Source organism: Metabacillus mangrovi, from assembly GCF_009711125.1.
Taxonomy (GTDB): Bacteria; Bacillota; Bacilli; order Bacillales; family Bacillaceae; genus Metabacillus_B; species Metabacillus_B mangrovi.
Genome location: NZ_WMIB01000003.1, coordinates 1 through 21,717 on the forward strand (window position 1 = coordinate 1; position 21,717 = coordinate 21,717).

The 21,717-nt window shown below is 46.5% G+C and carries 15 protein-coding genes, 2 pseudogenes and 1 riboswitch; of the genes and pseudogenes, 13 read left to right on the forward strand and 4 right to left on the reverse strand.

What is annotated here, in order from left to right:
• Positions 1–659 precede the first annotated feature (659 nt).
• Entirely contained in the window at positions 660–1,736 is a 1,077-nt protein-coding gene (locus GKZ89_RS05200; RefSeq protein WP_155111345.1) for a bifunctional 3-deoxy-7-phosphoheptulonate synthase/chorismate mutase, read from the forward strand.
• A 231-nt stretch (positions 1,737–1,967) separates the two neighbouring features.
• Positions 1,968–2,966, forward strand: coding sequence for a catabolite control protein A (gene ccpA, locus GKZ89_RS05205; RefSeq protein ID WP_155111346.1), 999 nt, complete (start codon positions 1,968–1,970; stop codon positions 2,964–2,966).
• Between the two features lie 279 nt (positions 2,967–3,245).
• Here ccpA and GKZ89_RS05210 read toward each other — a convergent pair whose 3' ends face one another.
• From GKZ89_RS05210 to GKZ89_RS05220, 3 genes are read right to left on the reverse strand one after another with little or no spacing between them, the layout of a single operon-like run.
• Positions 3,246–4,418 carry an acetoin utilization protein AcuC gene (locus tag GKZ89_RS05210; protein WP_155111347.1) on the reverse strand — a complete coding sequence of 391 codons (1,173 nt, stop codon included), beginning with the start codon at positions 4,416–4,418 and terminating at the stop codon, positions 3,246–3,248.
• Entirely contained in the window at positions 4,415–5,059 is a 645-nt protein-coding gene (locus tag GKZ89_RS05215) for an acetoin utilization AcuB family protein (protein WP_155111348.1), read from the reverse strand. The genes GKZ89_RS05210 and GKZ89_RS05215 overlap by 4 nt, the downstream gene beginning before the upstream one ends.
• Positions 5,060–5,097: 38 nt before the next feature.
• Positions 5,098–5,730, reverse strand: a complete 633-nt coding sequence (locus tag GKZ89_RS05220) for a GNAT family N-acetyltransferase (protein WP_155111349.1) — start codon at positions 5,728–5,730, stop codon at positions 5,098–5,100.
• A 246-nt stretch (positions 5,731–5,976) separates the two neighbouring features.
• Here GKZ89_RS05220 and acsA point away from each other — a divergent pair, with 246 nt between their 5' ends.
• From acsA to GKZ89_RS21165, 6 genes and pseudogenes are all read left to right on the forward strand, one after another.
• Positions 5,977–7,692 (forward strand): acetate--CoA ligase, encoded by a 1,716-nt coding sequence (gene acsA, locus GKZ89_RS05225; RefSeq protein WP_155111350.1) that lies wholly within the window; start codon positions 5,977–5,979, stop codon positions 7,690–7,692.
• A gap of 839 nt (positions 7,693–8,531) precedes the next feature.
• On the forward strand, positions 8,532–9,287 hold the full coding sequence (locus tag GKZ89_RS05230) for a DeoR/GlpR family DNA-binding transcription regulator (protein WP_155111351.1): 756 nt from the start codon (positions 8,532–8,534) through the stop codon (positions 9,285–9,287).
• Positions 9,284–10,198: a 1-phosphofructokinase gene (pfkB, locus tag GKZ89_RS05235; RefSeq protein ID WP_155111352.1), complete on the forward strand. Its 915-nt coding sequence runs from the start codon at positions 9,284–9,286 to the stop codon at positions 10,196–10,198. Before GKZ89_RS05230 ends, pfkB begins: the two co-directional genes overlap by 4 nt.
• Before the next feature lie 12 nt (positions 10,199–10,210).
• Positions 10,211–12,079, forward strand: coding sequence for a PTS fructose transporter subunit IIABC (locus tag GKZ89_RS05240; protein ID WP_155111353.1), 1,869 nt, complete (start codon positions 10,211–10,213; stop codon positions 12,077–12,079).
• Between the two features lie 147 nt (positions 12,080–12,226).
• Positions 12,227–12,711 (forward strand): annotated as a pseudogene (locus GKZ89_RS05245) (transposase); the annotation flags it as partial.
• A 202-nt stretch (positions 12,712–12,913) separates the two neighbouring features.
• A pseudogene (locus GKZ89_RS21165) lies at positions 12,914–13,171 on the forward strand (CPCC family cysteine-rich protein); the annotation flags it as partial.
• A gap of 567 nt (positions 13,172–13,738) precedes the next feature.
• Here GKZ89_RS21165 and GKZ89_RS05255 read toward each other — a convergent pair.
• Positions 13,739–14,626 (reverse strand): glycoside hydrolase family 191 protein, encoded by an 888-nt coding sequence (locus GKZ89_RS05255; RefSeq protein ID WP_155111354.1) that lies wholly within the window; start codon positions 14,624–14,626, stop codon positions 13,739–13,741.
• Positions 14,627–14,662: 36 nt separating this feature from the next.
• A riboswitch (cyclic di-GMP riboswitch) is annotated at positions 14,663–14,754 on the reverse strand.
• A gap of 65 nt (positions 14,755–14,819) precedes the next feature.
• Here GKZ89_RS05255 and GKZ89_RS05260 point away from each other — a divergent pair.
• Genes GKZ89_RS05260 through pelG form a run of 5 tightly spaced genes read left to right on the forward strand, consistent with a single transcriptional unit; the run spans position 14,820 to position 21,645 of the window.
• A complete protein-coding gene (locus GKZ89_RS05260; RefSeq protein ID WP_155111355.1) occupies positions 14,820–16,046 on the forward strand; it encodes a hypothetical protein in 1,227 nt (408 codons plus the stop codon).
• On the forward strand, positions 16,043–16,951 hold the full coding sequence (locus GKZ89_RS05265; protein WP_155111356.1) for a tetratricopeptide repeat protein: 909 nt from the start codon (positions 16,043–16,045) through the stop codon (positions 16,949–16,951). Before GKZ89_RS05260 ends, GKZ89_RS05265 begins: the two co-directional genes overlap by 4 nt.
• Entirely contained in the window at positions 16,948–18,792 is a 1,845-nt protein-coding gene (locus tag GKZ89_RS05270; protein WP_155111357.1) for a DUF2194 domain-containing protein, read from the forward strand. Before GKZ89_RS05265 ends, GKZ89_RS05270 begins: the two co-directional genes overlap by 4 nt.
• Positions 18,789–20,225, forward strand: coding sequence for a GT4 family glycosyltransferase PelF (gene pelF / locus GKZ89_RS05275; protein WP_155111358.1), 1,437 nt, complete (start codon positions 18,789–18,791; stop codon positions 20,223–20,225). The genes GKZ89_RS05270 and pelF overlap by 4 nt, the downstream gene beginning before the upstream one ends.
• Positions 20,188–21,645: an exopolysaccharide Pel transporter PelG gene (pelG, locus tag GKZ89_RS05280; RefSeq protein WP_155111359.1), complete on the forward strand. Its 1,458-nt coding sequence runs from the start codon at positions 20,188–20,190 to the stop codon at positions 21,643–21,645. The genes pelF and pelG overlap by 38 nt, the downstream gene beginning before the upstream one ends.
• The last annotated feature ends 72 nt before the right edge of the window (positions 21,646–21,717 follow it).

Genomic DNA, 21,717 nt, shown 5'->3' on the forward strand with positions numbered 1-21,717 from the left:
CTGCAGGGGAAATCAACAGCTCAAAGTTAAAAGAGCTTTTAAAAAGACTAAGTTAAAGCATCAAGCTGTTTTCCCACACCTGTTGATTGGAGTGGAAGGAGAGAGACTCCTGCGGGAGCAGCGGGACAGGTGAGTCCCCGCAGTCGCAAAGCGACGAAGAGGCTCACCGCCCGCCCCTGGATGAGCGAACGCCTGCAGGGGAAATCAACAGCTCAAAGTTAAAAGAGCTTTTAAAAAGACTAAGTTAAAGCATCAAGCTGTTTTCCCACACCTGTTGATTGGAGTGGAAGGAGAGAGACTCCTGCGGGAGCAGCGGGACAGGTGAGACCCCGCAGTCGCAAAGCGACGAGGAGGCTCACCGCCCGCCCCGCGGAAAGCGAACGCCTGCAGCGGAAATCAACAGCCAGGTATAGAGGTTTAAAAAAACAAAGTAGAGCCTCAAACTGATTCTCCAACAACATAAAAAGAGCTTCTAAAGACACGCACAATCCTATTAAACAGGCATAAAATGCTTTATCGCTTAAAAGCGTTTAAATGTTAAAGAATTTTCTCGTGACATCATGGGGGAAGTTGTTTATAATAAACACTAATTACTAACGCAGGTGATGGACAAAGCGTCTAATCAAATGCGTTAAGCTATAGCTGAAAGGATGATTGGAATGAGTCACGCAGAATTGGAAGCACTTCGAGAGAGAGCAGATGAGATAAACCTTCAGATTCTTAAACTGATTAATGAACGGGGAAGAGTTGTTCAGGAAATCGGAAAAGCAAAAGAGGCACAGGGAGTTTACCGCTATGACCCGGTGCGTGAACGGAAAATGCTGAATCAGATCCTGGAGTCCAATGACGGGCCTTTTGAACAATCGACCATCCAGCATATCTTCAAGGAAATTTTCAAAGCGAGCCTTGAGCTGCAGGAAGATGACCACAGCAAAGCGCTTCTTGTTTCCAGAAAGAAAAAAGCAGAAGACACAGTCGTAACAGTAAACGGTCAGCCGATCGGAGACGGCGGACAGTCCTTCATTGTCGGACCATGTGCCGTTGAAAGCTACGAGCAGGTTGCAGCAGTAGCAGAAGCTGCCAAAAAGCAGGGCATTAAATTGCTGCGAGGCGGTGCGTTCAAGCCTAGAACAAGCCCGTATGATTTCCAGGGTCTCGGTTTGGAAGGCCTGAAAATATTGAAGAAGGTAGCAGATGAATACGGCTTGGCTGTTATCAGCGAAATCGTTAATCCTGCTGATATCGAGACCGCTCTCGACTATGTAGATGTCATCCAGATTGGTGCCCGCAACATGCAGAACTTCGAGCTTTTAAAAGCAGCAGGTGCTGTACGCAAGCCGGTCCTTCTGAAAAGAGGACTTGCCGCTACCCTGCAGGAATTCATGAATGCTGCAGAGTACATCATTTCCCAGGGGAATGACCAGATCATCCTGTGCGAACGTGGTATCCGCACATATGAAAAAGCGACCCGGAATACACTGGATATTTCAGCTGTTCCGATCCTTAAGCAGGAAACACACCTCCCTGTATTTGTAGACGTAACCCATTCAACAGGCAGAAAAGATCTGCTTCTTCCAACGGCTAAAGCTGCACTTGCTGTCGGAGCAGACGGAGTGATGGCGGAGGTGCATCCGGACCCGGCCGTCGCATTATCCGATTCTGCACAGCAGATGAACATCGAAGAATTCGATCACTGGATCAATGAACTTCGCCCGTTGGTGAAGCAGAAAGCGTAACTTGGATACCGGCCTTGTGCCGGTATTTCTTTTTGCTCAGCCTGTAACCGCTTCCTTTGATGCAATTCCTAAAAACCGTGTTAAAACGTTGTAAATTCGTTGCTTACGCTTTCATTGTATCGTATGATAAGGTACATGAATGTAGATGCAGAACAATGCTACTAACAATAGGCTTAGTTGCTCATACTACAAATAACAGGACATGCAGGCAAGTTAAAGGAGTGTATACAAATGAGCAATATCACTATATATGATGTGGCGAGGGAAGCCAATGTATCCATGGCAACCGTCTCCCGTGTTGTAAACGGAAACCCGAATGTAAAACCGACCACCAGGAAAAAGGTCCTTGAATCCATCGAGAGGCTGGGCTACCGTCCGAATGCAGTAGCGCGCGGACTGGCAAGCAAAAAAACGACTACAGTTGGGGTAATCATCCCCGATATCTCCAGCACGTTCTACGCTGAACTCGCTCGCGGGATCGAAGACATTGCTACTATGTACAAATACAACATCATTTTGAGCAACTCCGATCAAAACCAGGAGAAAGAGCTCCACCTTCTCAATACCATGCTAGGCAAACAGGTAGACGGGATTCTCTTCATGAGCGGAAATGTTACAGGTGCACATACAGAAGAATTCAAACGTTCGCCGGTTCCGATTGTTCTCGCAGGCTCCATTGATCCGGAAAATGAAACCCATTCCGTAAACATTAATTTTGAACAGGGAGCCTACGATGCGGTCAAGCTTTTAGCAGACAAAGGCCATAAGCGGATCGGGTATGTGTCAGGTCTCCTCGAAGAGCCGATCAACCGCGTAAAACTGGAAGGCTATAAGCGTGCTCTTGAAGAGGCGGGACTCACATACGAGGAAGCGCTCGTAACAGAAGGCGACTATACGTATGATTCCGGAATCGAAGGATTCGAAAAACTGTCTGAGCTGCAGGAAAAACCGAGTGCCATTTTTGCAGGCACCGATGAAATGGCACTCGGCGTCATCCACGCCGCGCAGGACCGCGGTTTCAGCATTCCATCTGATATTGAAGTAGTCGGGTTTGATAACACAAGACTCGCTACCATGGTCAGACCCCAGCTGACAACTGTTGTTCAGCCGACCTATGACATTGGAGCGGTCGCGATGAGACTCCTGACAAAACTCATGAACAAAGAAAACGTAGAAGAAAAAGCTGTAGAACTGCCTCACCGCATTGAGGTAAGACAGTCAACTAAATAAACCATTCAAAAACGGGCACCTGGTTCATTCAGGCACCCGTTTTTTTTATTGCTGGATTGCAGCAGACCGATTTAAATACAGTGAAATGAATTAATGAACGCAATCGACAAAATAGTGATTGCAATCGACAAACTAATGAACGCAATCGACAAGATAGAGAGTGCAATCGACAAAATAATGACCGCAATCGACAAATGTAACAGCGCGGCCGTCCAGCAAATAGTGACCGCAGAACATGAACTGCATCGCGATCAGGACTTCCGCCGGTGCTGTGCAGTGTTACCCTTTCGCCCGTTTTGCCGGCTGGTCCTGCCGGATCATCTGCAGTGCTTTAAAAACCGTGTGGGCGTTTTTTTCTTCGATTTCCGGTTTTCGCGGAATCGGCTTGTAAAGCGGTTTCGGATCTTCCCAATTGAGCGGAAGCGGAACAGGTGCCTGATCCTTCCAGGCCTGCAGCCACTCTTCCGGAAGCGGACCAGAAGGGGTTTCATTCTGCATCTGCAGCCAGATCATCGCCCAGGCTCTCGGCACCACTCTCCAAATATCATAACCGCCTCCGCCTACCGCCACCCATCTGCCGCCGCAGTATTCATGGGCCAGTTCATGGGCAAGCTTCGGAATCTCTTTATAGATTTCCATTGTGGAGGAGAGGTGCGTCAGTGGATCCAGGTAATGGGCATCGGCACCGTTTTGTGAAAAAATAATGTCCGGTTTAAAAAAGCGGACCACTTCCGTAAAGGATTCTCTATAAGCATCAAGCCAGGACTCATCTTCTGTGAAGGCATCAAGAGGAATATTGAAGGAATACCCGTATCCCGCCCCATGCCCTCTTTCTGTTACGTTCCCCGTGCCCGGAAATAAATAGCGGCCGGTTTCATGAAGGGAGAGCGTACAGACAGATGGATCATCATAGAAGGTCCACTGTACGCCGTCCCCGTGGTGGGCATCGGTATCCACATAGAGGACTCTGGCATGATGCTTTTCCTGCATATATTTAATGGCGACCGAGCTGTCGTTGTACACACAAAATCCGGATGCTTTGCCGCGGAACCCATGATGCAGCCCTCCGCCAAGATTCAGGGCATGCCTGGCTTTACCGGTCATGACCGCATCAACCGCCTCAAGAGTGCCTCCGACAAGAAAGGCACTTGCATCATGCATCCCTTCAAAAATCGGTGTATCCTCTGTGCCGATTCCGTAATTCTCCGCTTCCTCGGCACCCAGTTTGCCGTTACTGGCTCTTTGCACAGCATCAATGTATTTTGCATCATGGACAAGGGCCAGTTCATCCACGGAAGCTTTTCTGGCCGGAATGATATCCTGATCTGAGATCCTGTCCATTTTTTTCAGCAGATCCAGAGCGAGCTCGACGCGAAGCTGGTTAAAAGGATGATGCTGATTGAACTGGTATTTCCTGAATTCCTCCGAAAAAACAAATACGGAATCTTTCATAGAAATATCCCCGGCATATTCGGCCACAGTACCTGATAACCGGCCGCCTCCAAATCTGAAATGATGCCGGTCGGATTCATGGTCTGCACGCGGAACACGAGGATCTTAAACTGGTCATCGCGATCAGGATACACGAGCACGCTGGCAATGTTGATGCTGCGCTTTTGAAAGACTCCTGAAACTTCTGCAAGCATTCCTGCCTTATTTGGCACTTTCACTTCAATTTGTGACCCCGGCTGGTTGGCTCCGGTAAGCTGGACAAACGTGTGAAGCAAGTCGGATTCGGTAATAATTCCGGCAAGCTTTCCTGCTTTAACAATCGGCATGCAGCCGATCCGGCGCTCGTAAAAAATAGAAGAGATCTCTTCTACAAAATCAAGCGGATGGCCGGTAATGACGTCCGTTTTCATTATCTGGGAGAGCGGCTGCTCCAACTCGTCCATTTTTTCGGTAATCTGAAAGACAGAAGGGCTTGCTTCCTTAATATCCCGGTCGGAAACAATGCCGGTAAGAATTCCGTCCCCGCTGATAATCGGGATATGGCGGATGCGCCGTTCTTTCATCACTTCCATTGCCTTAGCCAGCGTATCACTGGGGCTCAGCGTAATAACCTCTTTTTTCATGATTTGATCGACAATCATTCAAATCCATCCCCTTTTAATGCCTTCGCCTTCCATCCTTAATACATAAAACGGTTCTTAAAACGCAGCTGATCGAATTGCTGAATGGAATCCGGGTCCACCCTTTTGCCGATTCTCGCCATCAGACAGTTGGCAGGATGGGAGCTTATTTCAGGTTCATCCGTCGCAAACCATTCAAGTCCGCCGGCATTCATCATTTTTTCCATCACTTTACGATATTCCCATACGTTCAAGCCCGTGCCTTTTAAATCCCAGTGCCAGTAATATTCAGTCGTTATAATAATATAATCTTCCATTTTGTCATCCATCATGGATACTCTCAGGAGATTTTTTCCGGCAGCACACCCCCGGAAATCAGGAACGACTTCAATCGCGCCAAGCTCGATCAAGTTCTCCATCTTCCCCTCAGACCACCTTTCAAGCGGATCCGGATAAAGATAGGTGACGTACCCGACAATGGTATGTTTATGGCGGGCGATGAGAATCCTGCCCTCAGGCAGTGCTGCTATCTCGATCAATGCCTGATGCTGCTGGCCCGGCGGCCTGAATGCGGTCAGATCCCTGTGAAACTCATAGGATGCAAGCTTCTCTGACCCGATTGGCCCTTCGATAATCAGGGGGCCATTCGGTGTTTTTAATTCCGTTGCATTATAGGTTTTAGTATGTTCCATTCGGTCACCCGCCTTGAAATGATTCACTATTGCAGATTCTTCTGCCGAGAAACTTCCGGGACTCCCGGATAATCTAAAAAACAAAGGATGATTCCTGTTTTGCTATAGGGTATTCAGGCAGATCAAACTTCCTTCTTTTATACTACTAATAATGAAGCGTTTTCACAATCTTATTGTTTAAAAATTGAGAAAAATACATTGGTATACTATAATGGGTGTGAATGAAGAAAAGAGGGGGATTCAGGGATGAAATTGGAAGCGCTGCCAGCGTCGAAGGGGAACCATAATCTAGCAGACTATGATGAAGCCTATCAAAATTTTGACTGGAAAAATGCAGAGAAGCATTTCTCCTGGCATCAAACAGGGAAAATGAATGCTGCTTACGAAGCAATTGACCGACACGCGGAAACCCATCGGAAGAATAAAGTCGCGCTTTATTATCGAGACCCTTCCCGAAACGAAAAATATACGTTTAAAGAAATGAAGGATTTGTCCGGACAGGCAGGTAACGTCTTGCGCCAGGCTGCCAATGTGGAAAAAGGTGACAGGGTGTTCGTATTCATGCCAAGAACACCTGAGCTTTATTTTATTGTTTTGGGAGCAATTAAGGCAGGGGCAATCGTAGGCCCGCTGTTTGAAGCTTTTATGGAAGGTGCCGTTAAGGACCGTCTTGCTGACAGCAGCGCGAAGGTAATCGTGACAACACCTGAACTGCTCGACCGCGTTCCGCACGATGAACTTCCCGATCTGAAACATATTATTCTTGTCGGTGATGAAGAAGAAAGAGAAGGCTACATCCATTTTCATAAGGAAATGGCTGCTGCCAGCAAAGAGTTTGAAACAGAATGGCTCGATCAGGAAGATGGCATGCTCCTCCACTATACATCCGGTTCCACTGGAAAGCCGAAAGGTGTATTGCATGTACAGAGGGCAATGATCCAGCATTACAAAACTGCGGAATGGGTGCTCGATCTAAAGGAGGATGACGTGTACTGGTGTACGGCAGATCCGGGGTGGGTAACCGGAACCGTATACGGCATCTTCGGGCCTTGGCTGCACGGAGCGGCCAATGTCATTGTTGGCGGGCGCTTTAAACCGGAAGCATGGTACAAGACAATCGAAGATTTCGGTGTAACCGTATGGTACAGTGCACCGACTGCCTTCAGGATGCTGATGGGGGCGGGCGATGAAATCATTAAGGATTTTAACCTGAGCAGCCTCCGCCATATATTGAGTGTCGGGGAGCCGTTGAACCCTGAAGTGATCCGATGGGGAGTAAAGGTATTTAACCACCGAATCCACGATACATGGTGGATGACGGAAACAGGTGCACAGACAATCTGCAACTATCCGGGAATGGAGATCAAACCGGGCTCCATGGGCAAGCCGGTTCCGGGAGTGAAGGCAGCTATTGTGGATGACCAGGGCAACGAACTCCCGGCCTACCAGATGGGCAATCTGGCGATAAAAAAAGGATGGCCATCCATGATGCATACAATCTGGAACAACAAAGAGAAATATGAATCCTATTTCATGCCTGGAGACTGGTACGTTTCCGGAGACTCCGCCTACATGGATGAAGACGGATACTTCTGGTTCCAAGGAAGAATCGATGACGTCATCATGACATCCGGCGAACGGGTCGGCCCATTTGAAGTAGAAAGCAAGCTCGTCGAACATCCGGCGATTGCAGAAGCAGGCGTGATCGGAAAGCCGGACCCTGTCCGCGGAGAGATCATCAAAGCATTTATCGCCCTCCGCGAAGGCTATGAACCATCCGATGAACTGAGCGAAGAAATCCGTACATTTGTCAAAAAAGGACTCGCTGCCCACGCGGCCCCAAGAGAAATTGAATTCAAAGACAAGCTTCCGAAAACAAGAAGCGGAAAAATCATGCGCCGGGTACTAAAGGCATGGGAGCTCGACCTGCCGGCAGGAGACCTATCGACAATGGAAGATTAATAAAGTATTAGTGAACGGCTCTGTGGACCGCAGGCATTTTAGCTCGCGGTGTTCAGGGCCGTTTTTTATGGGTGGAGACTGGCCGTCTGCCAATTCCATCTTTGGCGGGCATTGAATTCTTCTATTACGGCAAAATAACGGCATCTGAGACCGAAGCGCTTGAAACTGGTCTCCAGGGCCGCTATTTTTATGGGAATGCGGAAATTTTGCGGTTAACGGTCTCAGCGGCAGCTATTTAAGGAAGGGAAGGCAAAAATCAGCGGTTTTGCGGGAAATAGTGTCTCCTGAGACCGATCGGCCTGAAAAATGATGGATTTCGGCAAAATAACGGCATCTGAGACCGAAGCGCTTGATACCGGTCTCCAGGGCCGTTATTTTTATGGGAATGCGGAAATTTTGACGTTATCGGTCTCAGCGGCATCTATTTAAGGAAGGGAAGGCAAAAATCAGCGGTTTTGCGGGAAATAGTGTGCCCTGAGACAGAATGGCCTAAAAAAAGATGAATTTCGGTAAAATAGCGGCATCTGAGACCGAAGCGTTTGGAACCGGTCTCCAGGGCAGTTATTTTCACAGCATGCTGCCAATTCGCAACTGAGAAAACGGCAATGCCTGGCAAGAATGCTAAGGAAGAGGGGAATGCCCGGCAAGAATGCCTGCAACACATCAAAATCCCTACGAGGCAAACCACTAAACATCCATTCACGACCCTTCGTGATTGAATATGATTGATTACCCAACAAAAAAGATCATTCGTGACTGTTTTTGAATGAAAATGATTGATTTTTGAAAGGGCTTTCGTTACAATGGGTTTATAAATAGATGCTGTTGGAGGTGGAGTCATGCTGACACCGGAGCGGCACGGTAAAATTCTTTCTTTAATAGAAGAGAATGGTGTAGCTACGATTCAGGAGCTTGTTGAGATGACTGGTTCATCTGAGTCTACGATCCGCCGGGATTTGAGCCAGCTTCATTCTGAAAAGAAGCTGAAGAGAGTTCATGGCGGTGCGGAAGTGCTGTTTCAGAAAGGTCTTGAGCCGAATATTGCCCAGAAGGCTGATACGAATCTTGAAGAGAAGAGGGCGATCGGTGCGTATGCGGCGGGACTTGTGAAAGATGGGGACCGGATTTTTATTGATGCGGGCACAACGGCGCTTCAGATGATCCGATTTTTGAAAGGGAAAGAAATCATTGTTGTTACGAACGGGCTTACGCATCTTGATGAGCTGGCTGCGAGCCGGATTCCTTCCTATATAATAGGCGGTTTCATGAAACAGTCAACACGGGCGTTAATTGGATCGCGGGCCTTATCTGAATTGAATGAATACCGGTTTGATAAATGTTTTATTGGGGTTAACGGCATCCATCCTGAGTCTGGCTTTACTACACCCGATCCGGAAGAAGCCGCTGTAAAGGCCGCTGCTATCCGCCTTTCTAACAGCGCTTACATTTTAGCGGATCGAAGCAAGTTTGATCAGTCCGCATTTGCCAGAATTGCGGACCTGCACGATGCGGTCATTCTGACGAATGCGCTGGAGGAAGAACAGATGAAAGATTATGCAGACAAAACAGAAGTAAAGGTTGTGGACGCCTCATGATTTACACTTGCACATTGAATCCGTCAATCGATTACCTGATTCAAGTTGATGATTTTAAACTGGGAGCTTTAAACCGGGCCGGCCGGACACAGTTTTTTCCGGGAGGCAAAGGGATCAATGTATCAAGAGTGCTGAAGCGCTTTGATACAGAAAGCACAGCGATCGGGTTCGCGGGCGGTTTTACTGGAGAGTATATTCAGAATTTCCTGCAGAAGGAAAACATAACAGCTGATTTTACAGAGGTATCGGATGATACGAGAATCAATGTGAAATTAAAAACAGGAATTGAAACGGAAATAAACGGAGCTGGCCCGGAGATTCCTGCAGAGCAGCAGGAACAGCTGATTGATAAGGTGCGGCAGCTTGAGAAAGGGGATCTGCTTGTTCTGGCTGGAAGCATTCCTTCTTCGCTGCCGGCTCACTTTTACAGCAGGCTGGCCGGTATCTGCAGATCTGCTGGCGCGGAAACGGTCATCGATACAACGGGCCGGGCACTTGAAGAGACGTTTCAATATGAGCCGTTCCTGATCAAGCCGAACCATCATGAAATCGGAGAATTGCTGAAAACGAAAGTATCATCTGTCAATGAGGCTGTTTATTCTGCGAAGAAACTTCTGGACCGGGGAGTGCAGAATGTGATTGTTTCCCTGGCGGGGGAGGGAGCGGTCCTTGTTAATAAGGATATCGTGCTCAAAGCTTCAGTGCCGAGCGGTGAGGTAAAGAACTCCGTAGGTGCCGGTGATTCGGTAGTTGCCGGCTTTATTTCGGCTTATACGAAGGGGCTGTCTTTTGAGGAGGCGCTTAGAACCGGAGTTTCAGCGGGCAGCGCAACCGCATTTTCAGAAGATCTTTGCACAAAAGCAGAGGCAGAAAAACTGCGCGGGGACATAAAAATAGAGAAAATTGGATGAGGAGGCAACTCTATGAGAATCACGGATTTATTGACAAGAGAGACAATCCGGCTGCATTTAGCGGCCGATTCAAAGGAAGCAGTCATCGAAGAGCTAATCAGCAAGCTGGATGAAGCAGGCAAGCTGTCAGACCGGAAGCAGTATAAAGAGGCAATCTTGGCGCGCGAAGCACAGAGCACAACAGGAATCGGGGAAGGGATCGCGATTCCTCATGCCAAAACGAAGGCAGTAAAAAGTCCGGCAATTGCATTCGGACGATCTGAGGCCGGCATCGATTACGAGGCTCTGGATGGCCAGCCCAGCCATTTATTCTTTATGATTGCAGCCGGAGAAGGGGCAGACAATACGCACCTCGAGACCCTTTCTTCTCTTTCTAGCTTTCTGATGGATCCTGAATTCAGGAAGATGCTGGAGAATGCAAAATCTGAAGAAGAGGTTCTTCAAGCAATCAATGAGAAGGAAGATGCAGAGTCCGGGGAAGAAGAGGCTGTCTCTGCAGACAGCAGCGAACAGCTCGTATTGGCGGTAACCGCCTGTCCGACTGGGATCGCCCACACATACATGGCTGCAGATGCACTGAAAGCGAAAGCGAAAGAAATGAATGTGCATATAAAAGTGGAGACAAACGGTTCAAGCGGGATCAAAAATCATCTTACCGACGAAGAGATTGAAAAGGCTTCCGCGATTATTGTCGCAGCTGATAAGCAGGTTGAAATGGATCGCTTTAACGGAAAAAATGTGATTGAGGTTCCGGTCGCCCAGGCGATCCGAAAGCCGCAGGAGCTGATCGAACGCGCGTTAAAGAAGGATGCACCTGTTTTTAAAGGCAGTGGCCGCACAGGTGAGGAAAAGGGAAAAGGACAGCGTACCGGATTTTATAAGCATTTAATGAATGGTGTATCCAATATGCTGCCATTCGTAGTGGGCGGCGGGCTGCTCATCGCGGTTTCCTTTTTATTCGGGATCCACTCCGCCAACCCCGATCATGAATCGTACAACGAGTTTGCAGCGCTGCTGAACAGCATCGGCGCCCAACAGGCAATGGCCATGCTTGTTCCGATTCTTGCCGGATTTATTGCGATGAGCATAGCTGACCGGCCGGGCTTAGCACCCGGTATCGTCGGCGGACTCATTGCGCACAGCGGCGGGGCCGGCTTCCTTGGCGGTTTGATTGCGGGCTTTCTGGCAGGTTATCTCGTACTTGCCATTAAAAAAGGGTTCAGCAGACTTCCGGCTTCCCTTGAAGGAACGAAACCGGTCCTCCTTTATCCGTTCTTCGGGATCCTGTTTACTGGAGTCATTATGTCCCTGCTCATAGTTCCTCCTGTTAAAGCATTAAATGACGCGCTCAACGGCTGGCTTGCCGGAATGGGCACGGGCAATCTCGTCCTGCTCGGCCTGATCCTCGGCGGAATGATGGCAGTGGATATGGGAGGACCGATCAATAAAGCAGCCTACACCTTTGGACTGGCGATGATCGATGCTGGCAACTATGCTCCGATTGCAGCCATCATGGCCGGGGGAATGGTGCCTCCGCTGGGGATGGCCATTGCAACCACCATCTTTAAAAATAAATTTACCCGTCAGGAACGGGATGCAGGAAAGACTGCCTATGTGATGGGGGCGACATTCATCACGGAAGGCGCCATTCCATTTGCAGCAGCTGATCCAGGAAGAGTAATCCCTGCATCTGTTATCGGAGCTGCTTCTGCAGGGGCATTGGCGATGCTGTTTGGAATCAAGCTGCATGCTCCTCATGGAGGGTTCCTTGTTACCTTTGCCTTAGAGGGCAACGCATTCCTTTACATTCTTGCCATCCTTGTTGGGGCTGTGGTAACCGCCTTAATTACGGGGATATCGAAAAAAACGGTGCAGGGCTGATCAAGTCCGTACCCTAAAAGGAGAGAAAGTGGCTGAATCAGCCACTTTCTTTTTATTTAGGCTCTATTAAATGATTATGTTGATATTTGAATAAAACGAACTCTTGCTGTAATAGAGATATCTAAGAACAAAAATGAGTGGTTTCAAATGGCATTGACAGACATTATTAAGGAGATTGAAAAACTCAATACCGCAGACCAACTTCGATTGAAAGAGTTTTTTACTAAATCACTTGCCTCTTATGCTGCTAGTGAGCCTATTTTTAAAGAGGTTTCTGAGCAGAAACATAAAGATTGCTACACTTGCACTCACTGTCATTCAAATAATGTTGTCCGCTTCGGCAAATATTCCGTCAAAGTAGGATTGAAAACAATGGAACGTCAGCGTTATCGCTGTAAAGACTGCGGGAAAACTTTTACCGATGTCACGAACACCCCTTTACGTTGGTCACACCTTCCTCATAAATGGCTGGATTTCATTTAGTGTATGATTGAAGGGTACACTTACGGAAGGCATCAGAATTGATTGAGGTTCACTATGTCACCCTTTTCTATTGGAGACATAAGATTTTATCCGGATTAAAACAAATGGGTTTCGACCAAATTTCTGGTATCGTGGAAATGGACGAGATCTAATTCTTATACAATGATAAAGGGAAACAAAATTTAAATGGGCGAAAAACGTTAAGTAAAATGGTTATAGTTATTTGCTTGTTAACCTCTACTTATAAGAGGTTAAGATTATAGTGAAGCCATTACCTAGTTCAACTAAAACGACGCAGCTAAACAAGAAATGGGGAAATTAAGTTAATAGATAATAAGGAGTGAACCATTAGTGGGAAAATACACTTGTCCTTGCTGTGGATATAAGACCCTTGATGAAGAGCCATCTGGTACATTTGATATTTGCAAAAATTGTTATTGGGAAGATGACAATGTAATGAATGATAATCCCGATTACTGGGGTGGTGCTAACGGAGTATGTTTGAGGCAAGCTCAAAGAAATTTCATTAGATATGGAGCTAGTGAAAAAACATATGTAGGTAATGTCGTAATGGGGAAATATGAAAAAGACCCTTTATGGAAACCTATTTGGGAACAGGAAGCAAGACCAAATGAAAAGAAACTAGCACAAATACTTATAGAGGGAAACATTATAGATAGTGGGTTTAAGAACTCTGTTAATATCAATAAATTTTTAGATGAATTTACTGATTTTCTTGAACGGAAGGGATGGTCTTTTGGTGGTGAGATAAAACAAGAAATGACAGAGATTGATAAAGACTAAGTAAAAAGAATAGCAATTGAACAAACGGGGATTTACCTCAATATGAATAAAATCAAGAACCTTATCAAGATCCTTAATTTATATTTAATTATCAACAATTTAACAGAGCCTTTATTTATATAATCACAGGGAACACCAGCATATAGAAAAGTAAAATAAAAGTCCAATCCTTATGCGGATTGGACTTTTTACTATAGTGTGCATTGCAAGGGATTAAGGTCCAGAGAAGCGGGTAACAGTGAGTATGGGTCACATAGAATCTGTTCCTGTTGTAATGGAAAATCTGCAGTACATTCGAATGTTGTCAGCTTTGTATTGCTATGCTACAAATAATGTAAGGTGAAAATCAAGACGGTGCTGATCAAGAAACAATTACCATCTGTTGAAATCTTTGATTGCTTTATAATGATGGAAGCCGTGCTGTTCCGCATACCAGGCACTTCGTGAGTGCTGCTCAAAGGAAACAGTCAGTACTTCTAATCCCTGTTCCTGCTGAAGAAGGTTTAAATCGTTAATTTGATTTTGGGCCCACTCGTCTTTTGAAACGACCTTATGGGTGAAGTCTTCCCACATAATGGCGTCTACATATTCGGCACTTGTTGTTTTCAGGGTTTCCATTCCCCAGTTTTGAATGATTCCGAGATGGGGATAGGTGCTTTTTACATTTTGCAGGAGAAGGGAAAGTCCGTCCCGCTGTTTTTTAAGTTCTGCAGGGTTGCTGCTGAAGTAGTCATCGATGTTTCCAACCGTGTCGAAGAAAATGCCGTCCATATTTTTGCTGAATACTTGGTCGTCAATTTCTGAAAGCAGCAATTCTCTGAAGTGACTGGAAGACATGTTCATCAAATAGGAATCCCATTGCTGAATGTAGTATTTTTGAGAAGCCTGGTGATAGAAATCTTCAGGAGCAAGCTTTTGCATAAAAGCGGTGTTCCAATTGTCAGCTTCCATTGAATTGATGTAGCCGAAAACCTTTGTACCGTGTTTTTTGATCGTATCAATTTGGGTTTTGGTGTAATGGAGAGGTTCCACTATAACAAGATCATAGTTCTTCATCTTGTTCAGAATTGCAGGTGTCGGAGCATCGTAGAAAATTTTATAGGTTTTCACGTCTGACAGAACTCCGGCAGAAGGGGTTTGCTGTACATGTTGGACAGCGTCGGCAGAAGGTGCCGTAATGGCAGTAGCAGCGGGTAACATTGAGGTAAAACTGAAAAACACAAAAAAAGCCATTGCAAAAAATCTGATTACAGTATTCATTTGTAATCCCTCCGTTAATTTTACGGGGGATGGTAGCTTCGCAGACTGGCGATCGGTACTTCCAAAAGGAAGTCTGACGACCCATGTCTTTGCGTCCTTGCTTTTCAGCAAGTTTGCCCATCACCGTTTGAACTAATCATATCAGCCTATTTTTTGAAACTCAACTCATTTTTTGGGGAAAGCAGTGATTCTTATGATCTATAAGCAAACAAATACTATACTGAAAATGATCGAGTCTATCCTTCTATCAATCGGGTGCATTCTTCTGGTTTTTTGGTTTGCTGAAGAGATTCCTGTATTGGATGAGGTCCTTTGGTCTGCTGCAATTGTCCTGACCGCATTAAGATATGGGACAGCTTATGGCTTGATTCCATTTGGATCTGCAGTCATTTCCCTTTTTGTTTACGAAGTGGTGAACGGCGGCGATCTGTATTTATTTTTGACGGATTTAAATTCGGTTCTTGTTATTTTCCTATTGTTTTTCCTTCTCTTATCCTCTGGACTTACTAAGAAAGCATACTCCGAAAGATATACAGATATAACGAATAGGTACGAAGAAATTTTGGAAGAAAAAAACCTTTTGGTAGAAACTCTGGATGAGGCGTTAGCCATAAACGGTCAGTATAAAAAACGTTTTTTAGAAGCTGAGGATCAATATTCGGAAATGTATGACATGATTACCGCACTGAACCTCACAGAATCTGATCCTATTTTCAATGAGATGGTCCGGATTGTAAATCAGCGGTTTAAAACACGCCAGCTTATCCTATACCTTATTTCAAGCCAGGGAGATTCACTGCGCTCCAAAATCAATACGAATAGCCATGGTAAGCTTAAGGCCAATTATTTGTTTGATGAAATGCCTTCTTTGCTGAAGCGGGTACTGGCAGAATCTCAGAAGGTGCAGTTCCATTCCGCTGAAGATGATGATTTCTCTCCGGCGGCGGCTGCACCGGTATTCGTATTCGGAGAGAAACGGTACATCCTGGCGTTAGATGGGATCAGCCTCTCTTCGTGCACTTCCCAGCAGATTCAATGGCTTGACTGGTGTTTAAAATGGATGGGGAACCGCCTGAGCTTTGCTTACCGGTATGAAAGAGAAAGAAATCAGCATGACATGTACCTTGATACCGGCATCTACAGGATCGCCTCCTTCTTTAAGAGGTTTAATGCAGAGCTGGAAAGGGCAGAAAAGATTGGCCAGCCGTTCGTTATATTCGAAATTTCGACAAAGGGACTGTCTATAGGTGAAATCGATTTACTAATGAAAAAGCAGTTGCGGGAACTGGATTCTGCAGGGTGGGATGAAGAAAGAAACGTTCTATATGTACTATTGCCGGGAGTGGATCCGTCAAATGAGGGAGCAGTCAGGAAGCGGCTGCAGAGAGCCGTAGAAAAAGAGGCAGGGTTACAATTATGACAGCCGTGCTTACAATCGGCGGAATTGCCGGTACAGTCTTATCGATAGTCTTTTCGCGGATTTTTTACAAGAAGAAGCTGAAAAAGGACCAGCAAGGGCTGCTGGTGCTTTGGTCCTTGCTGTCTCTCCTTTTGCCGGTAATCGGCTTTTTGTTCGGATGGCTGATGGTCCGAAGGTTTCGCAGCAGGTCAGATGATGCGTTCATGAGCGGCTACAGCAGCTATATTACTAATAAAGTATATAACTTTGAAAATCTAAGAGCTTCTCTCGCTGAAGACCGAAGACTATTGAATGCCGGCAGTCATTCAACGGAAAATGCCTGGGTGATGAAAAACCTGCTGCTTCACATGTCCAATGAAGAAAACAATCATCACGAAATCCTCATCAAAAAAGGGCTTAATCATCCGGATAAGGAAGCGGTACACTATGCTGCGACGATTACGAACGTTTTGCAGGACAGGCTGACTGAACGAATCCGCGATCTAAATAAAAAGAAAGCACCTGAACATCCGGAAGTGTACATTCAGCTGATGGCTGCCTATGAAGAGTTTTTGTCTAGCGAGCTGATCTCATCGGGTATCAGGGAGATGGCCGAGTATGAGTATGAAGCTCTATTGAGAGAGGCCGAGGCGCTTTACAAGGAAAATCATGTGTATACTGAATCGCTGGGGCTCTTCCTGTTTGAGAAAAACCGGGAGGAAGGGGAGAGGATTCTGAGCCGGCTGTTCGATAAGAATCCGGATTCTTCAAAAGTTTTATGGGGATGGCTTCAAGTGTCCTATAAAAATGGCCACTGGAAGGCGGTTTTTGAACTGGCAGGAAAGCTTGGAGATCATCGTGATTTTCAGACTTTCCCGGATAAGCAGCAGGAGATTATTCAGTATCTTGGAGGGAGCCGCCGATGAAAGGATCTATCCCAAAGTTTGCAGGTATCGCAGCTGCAGCTGTACTTTTCCTGCTAGTGGGGGTTTTGTATATGAACGAAGAGGATTTCTACTCGAACCTTCCGATGAGCAAAAGCAGCATGCCACCCGGGAAGACGGTCTTAATGAGTTCAGATGAGACCGGAAGTCCCGGGAACATGAATATTTATCTGATGGAATCGGAAAAAGGAAACAAACTGAGTGAAGGTACTTTTTATAACATAAGTAAAGCATTGTCCAACGCAAATGTGCCTTTTAAGGTGATGAAGCCTGAAGGGACCGCGGAACTGAAGGCAGATCCATACACCATGCTGATTTTGACCGGCGAAGATACAGCCCGCTGGAACGTGGAAGAAATTGAGAGATTCGTGCAAAATGGCGGAAGGCTTTTTACGGCCAACCGTTTTTCGGATTCAGAATGGAACCGTATGCTCGGAATAAAAAGCGAGAACGGCTACGATGATGATGTGAGAGGCGTTTCTTTTTCAGATGACTTCTTTAAAGGCTATCCGGATCTTGATGACGGCTCAGATTATATGGCAAACAGTATGCTGAATGCGGAACTGAGCCCGAAGGCAGAAACATACATCACTGCAGAAGGACTTCCGCTGCTCTGGACTCATGACTGGGGGAAGGGCCGTGTTGTGAACTGGAACGGGACGGGCTTACAGGAAAAGATCACAAGGGGCATTGTGGTACAGGCGATCGGGCTTGGTTTTCCTGCGTTTGCTTCAGGTGTTGCCGGTGAAAAAATTATGTTTATCGACGACTTCCCTGCGCCGGTTGCTAAAAGGGAAGCAGATTCTATTCAACAGGAATATGGCATGTCATATGAACAGTTTTTGAAAAATGTATGGTGGCCCGATATGAAAAAAATCAGTGAAAATCACGGCTTCCCCTATACCGGAGCCATGATTGGGACCTATATGGACAAGCCGGGAATTTCCGGAAGGGAGTTAAAAAGAATGGCAGAAAAGGATCTTCTTTCTTATGGAAGACAGCTGCTCTCTGTAAATGGGGAGATTGCCCTTCACGGTTATAATCATGAATCCTTAGTAATAAAGGAAGAACCGATTTCGCCTGATTTTGGCTACCGGTACTGGAATTCCCAACAAGAAATGGAAACATCTCTTCGTGAGCTGAGAACCGTTCAGGAGGATCTTTTTCCGGAGGAATCATTCAGGTCCTATGTGCCGCCTTCTAATCTATTAAACCGGACCGGTATTCAGGCTCTAGCCGCTACCATGCCTGACCTGGAAGTGCTGTCAAGCTTATACACCGGAGATCCCTCGAATGGAAGTCTGATCCAGGAGTTCGGGTACGATAAAGAGTTTAAACATCTATACCACTTCCCCCGGATGAACAGCGGCTACACGTTCAACCGGGAAAATCAGTTCCAGCTTGCGGATGCGGCTGCTAATATGGGGGTTTTCTCCCATTTTATCCATCCGGATGATGTACTGGATGAGGAGCGGTCCGGAAGCAGCGGCTGGATGGAGATGAAGCGGGAATATAGGAGGATGCAGGAGTTTTTAAGCCGTCATTATCCTTATATGAAAGGATACACACAGATTGATGCAAAAAAACGGATCACGGCTTTTCACGATGGAAAATGGACGATCCGGTATAAAGCGGATGAGCTGGAGATTCATGGCTATCAGGTCCCGTCTCCCTCCATGTTTTATGTGCGGGTTGAAAAAGGGAGGATGCTTGAGACGGGAGATTATTCTTTCGGCAAAATCAAGATGCAGCAGCCTGGTCTCTATTTGCTGACACTCGAGAAGCCCAACGCAGAGGTAAAGTGGAAAGAGGCGGTTAAATGAAGGTGGGAATCATCGCGGAAGGAAGTTATCCGTATGTGAACGGCGGGGTATCCAGCTGGATTCATACCCTGATTACAAAGATGGAAGACATTGAATTTTCCTTATATACTATCACCCCCGAGCAAAAAGGGGAGAAGGATTTAAAATACAGCTTGACGCAGAACACCATCCATCATCAGAACGTGGAGCTACTATCAAAACCAGTCTATCAAAAAACAAAATATCGTTTAACAGAGGAAGAGCGCCTTCTCCTCTTTGAATGGTTTACTTTTCAGACACTTGATCCGAAAGCGCTCCTGCTATTGGGGGATGCTGAAAAAATCGGACCGGCTGAGAGTTTTTTTGAAAGCGAGTGCTTCTATGAGCTGGTTCAGGAATGCTATGAGTTTGAAGAGCTGTACGGGTCGTTTCTCGATTACATGTGGATGCTTAAGTCCATGTATACTCCCGTCATCCATCTTTTGCAGCAGGACTATGCAGAGGTGGATGTGATTCATGCTGCTTCTACAGGATACGGTGGTCTGATCGGGACTTGCATATCGGCTGCGCAGAATATTCCCTTTATCTTAACCGAGCATGGCATCTATTCACGCGAAAGGGAAGAGGAGATCTTGCAGTCGGCCTGGATTCCGGTCGTTTATAAGAAAAGATGGATCCAGCTTTTTCATCATCTTTCAAAGCATGCCTATCAGCAGGCATCTGATATCATCACGTTGTTTGAACGAAACCGGGGCTATCAATTGGAGCTTGGAGCACCCCCGGAAAAGACGGCTATCGTTCCAAATGGAATTGAAATCAATCCGGCACTGAAGGTAAATGTCAGCAAGCCTGTTTTTCACATTGGCTCGATTGTCCGTGTTGTTCCGATCAAAGATATTAAAACAATGATCTATGCGGCCAATCAGCTGAAAAGGTGGGGCTGTGTCTTTCACTGGTCGATTTTGGGGCCGGATGAAGAGATGCCGGAATATGCGAAGGAATGTAAAGATCTGGCGGAGAGTCTGGAGTTGAACGATACCCTCACATTTACCGGGAAAGTAAATGTGAACGATTATCTGATGGGCTTTGATGTTTGCGTACTCAGCAGCCTTTCGGAAGGGCAGCCACTTGCAATTTTGGAAGGGATGGCGGCAGGCAAACCATGGGTGGCTACAGATGTCGGAAGCTGCCGTGAGCTGATTGAAGGGCGTGAGGATGACCCTTATGGATCATGCGGTTTTGTGATTCCTCCAATCCAGCCGGACGAGCTTGCAGATCGGCTGAGATGGTTGATGAATCACCCTGATTTGCTTAAGCGCATGGGGCAAAATGGATTGAACCGGGTGAAGAATGACTATTTGCTGGAAGATGTGATCGGTTACTATAAAAGTTTATATATTCAAAGAGGTGGTACAGGTGGCAGGCATCGGATTTCAGCTTCAGAAACTGTTTAAAGAAGATTATTACTCATCCCGCATGAGGGCTTACCTGTACTCCCTTTTCGTGACAGCAGGACCGTGGCTGATTGTGATCGCGACACTGCTGGGGCTGCAGGTGCTCCTGCAGGCGGTGCCGGGGGTGAACGGGGAAAACAAACAGCTCTTTATGATTTCGGTTTCATATTGTTTTATGTTTTCGCAAGTACTGTTCGGTTTTCAGCAGCTGGTTGTGACGAGATACACTGCAGATTGCCTGTATGAAAAAAAGGAAGAAAAAATCTTTCCGTCTTTTTTGGGGGTTTCCGGTGTGACAGCAGCGGCTGCTTTTCTGCTGTGGCTCGTCTTTGCAATTGGATCACCGCTGTTGTGGAGCTATAAGCTTCTCATGCTCGTGCTGTTTCTGCTTTTGAATCTGATCTGGATCATGCTCCTTTACTTGTCGGGAGCAAAAAACTATCAGGCGATTGCGATAGCTTTTCTCGCCGGCGGCATTCTTGCGATTGCAAGCCTGTTTACAGTGCTATCCTTGTTTCCTTACAAAGAGGGAGGATTCACTCCTGCCTTTATGATGATGGGCTGCTTCATTGCCGGAATCGCTGTCACTTTTTTGCTGCTGGTGTATTCGATGCTGATCACTTTTCCAAAGCGCCCTGCAGCAGCCCCTTTCGATTATCTATGTTATTTTGACAAGTATCCGCTTTTAGCCTGGACAGGAATCTTCTACAACGCCGGGTTATGGGTAAGCAATTGGATCATTTGGGCAGACGGGGGAGAATGGCTTCTCGGAACATTCCGTTATCATCCAGCTTACGATACAGCTTTATTCTATGCCTATTTAACGATTCTTCCTACGTATGTAATCTTTGTCGTTTCCATCGAAACGCGTTTTTATGAGAGGTACCGGACCTTCTTTTCCTTTATCAATGATGGCGGGACATTATCGCAAATCAGAAAATCCAAGAAAACGATGCTGATTGTGCTGAAACAGGAACTCGAAAAGCTGGTGCGCAGCCAGGGGATCGTGTCACTTGCCATCTTGCTGTTCGCATTATTGATTGCCCCTCTTTATGTCGCGAATGACCAAGTGCTCGGAATGTTCAGGCTGACTGTGATCGGAGCATTCTGCAACGGGATGGCGATGGTCATGATGCTCCTGCTGCTTTATTTTGACGATCGAAAAGGAGCATGTGTGACGTCCGGCTTGTTCTTTTTCGGAATTGCCTCAGCGTCGCTTCTTCTGCTGCCGGCAGGGGAAGCCGATTATGGAGTCGGCTTCACCGCAGGAAGCCTTATCAGCTTTCTGTATGCCGTCTCCCGTCTGTTCAGCTACGTGTCTAAAGCGGACTACTATGCTTTCAGCAAATCCCATCGTTCCCCTGATACCGGAACTTTTCACAGGCTTTCCCGCAGGCTTAATAAAATAATCAGCCACTAATCGGCAGGGGGAAATGCCCGCCGGAATAGGTCGGAACATAGACGCAAAAACCCGGAATGCAGTGCACTCCGG

Coding starts and splice junctions, on each gene's coding strand:
- pelF (WP_155111358.1), top strand. CDS start 18,789: ATGAAGGTGGGAATCATCGCGGAAGGAAGTTATCCGTATGTGAACGGC.
- GKZ89_RS05220 (WP_155111349.1), bottom strand. CDS start 5,730: ATGGAACATACTAAAACCTATAATGCAACGGAATTAAAAACACCGAAT.
- pfkB (WP_155111352.1), top strand. CDS start 9,284: ATGATTTACACTTGCACATTGAATCCGTCAATCGATTACCTGATTCAA.
- GKZ89_RS05270 (WP_155111357.1), top strand. CDS start 16,948: ATGAAAGGATCTATCCCAAAGTTTGCAGGTATCGCAGCTGCAGCTGTA.
- GKZ89_RS05215 (WP_155111348.1), bottom strand. CDS start 5,059: ATGATTGTCGATCAAATCATGAAAAAAGAGGTTATTACGCTGAGCCCC.
- GKZ89_RS05255 (WP_155111354.1), bottom strand. CDS start 14,626: ATGAATACTGTAATCAGATTTTTTGCAATGGCTTTTTTTGTGTTTTTC.
- GKZ89_RS05265 (WP_155111356.1), top strand. CDS start 16,043: ATGACAGCCGTGCTTACAATCGGCGGAATTGCCGGTACAGTCTTATCG.
- ccpA (WP_155111346.1), top strand. CDS start 1,968: ATGAGCAATATCACTATATATGATGTGGCGAGGGAAGCCAATGTATCC.
- GKZ89_RS05230 (WP_155111351.1), top strand. CDS start 8,532: ATGCTGACACCGGAGCGGCACGGTAAAATTCTTTCTTTAATAGAAGAG.
- GKZ89_RS05210 (WP_155111347.1), bottom strand. CDS start 4,418: ATGAAAGATTCCGTATTTGTTTTTTCGGAGGAATTCAGGAAATACCAG.
- GKZ89_RS05200 (WP_155111345.1), top strand. CDS start 660: ATGAGTCACGCAGAATTGGAAGCACTTCGAGAGAGAGCAGATGAGATA.
- acsA (WP_155111350.1), top strand. CDS start 5,977: ATGAAATTGGAAGCGCTGCCAGCGTCGAAGGGGAACCATAATCTAGCA.
- GKZ89_RS05240 (WP_155111353.1), top strand. CDS start 10,211: ATGAGAATCACGGATTTATTGACAAGAGAGACAATCCGGCTGCATTTA.
- GKZ89_RS05260 (WP_155111355.1), top strand. CDS start 14,820: ATGATCTATAAGCAAACAAATACTATACTGAAAATGATCGAGTCTATC.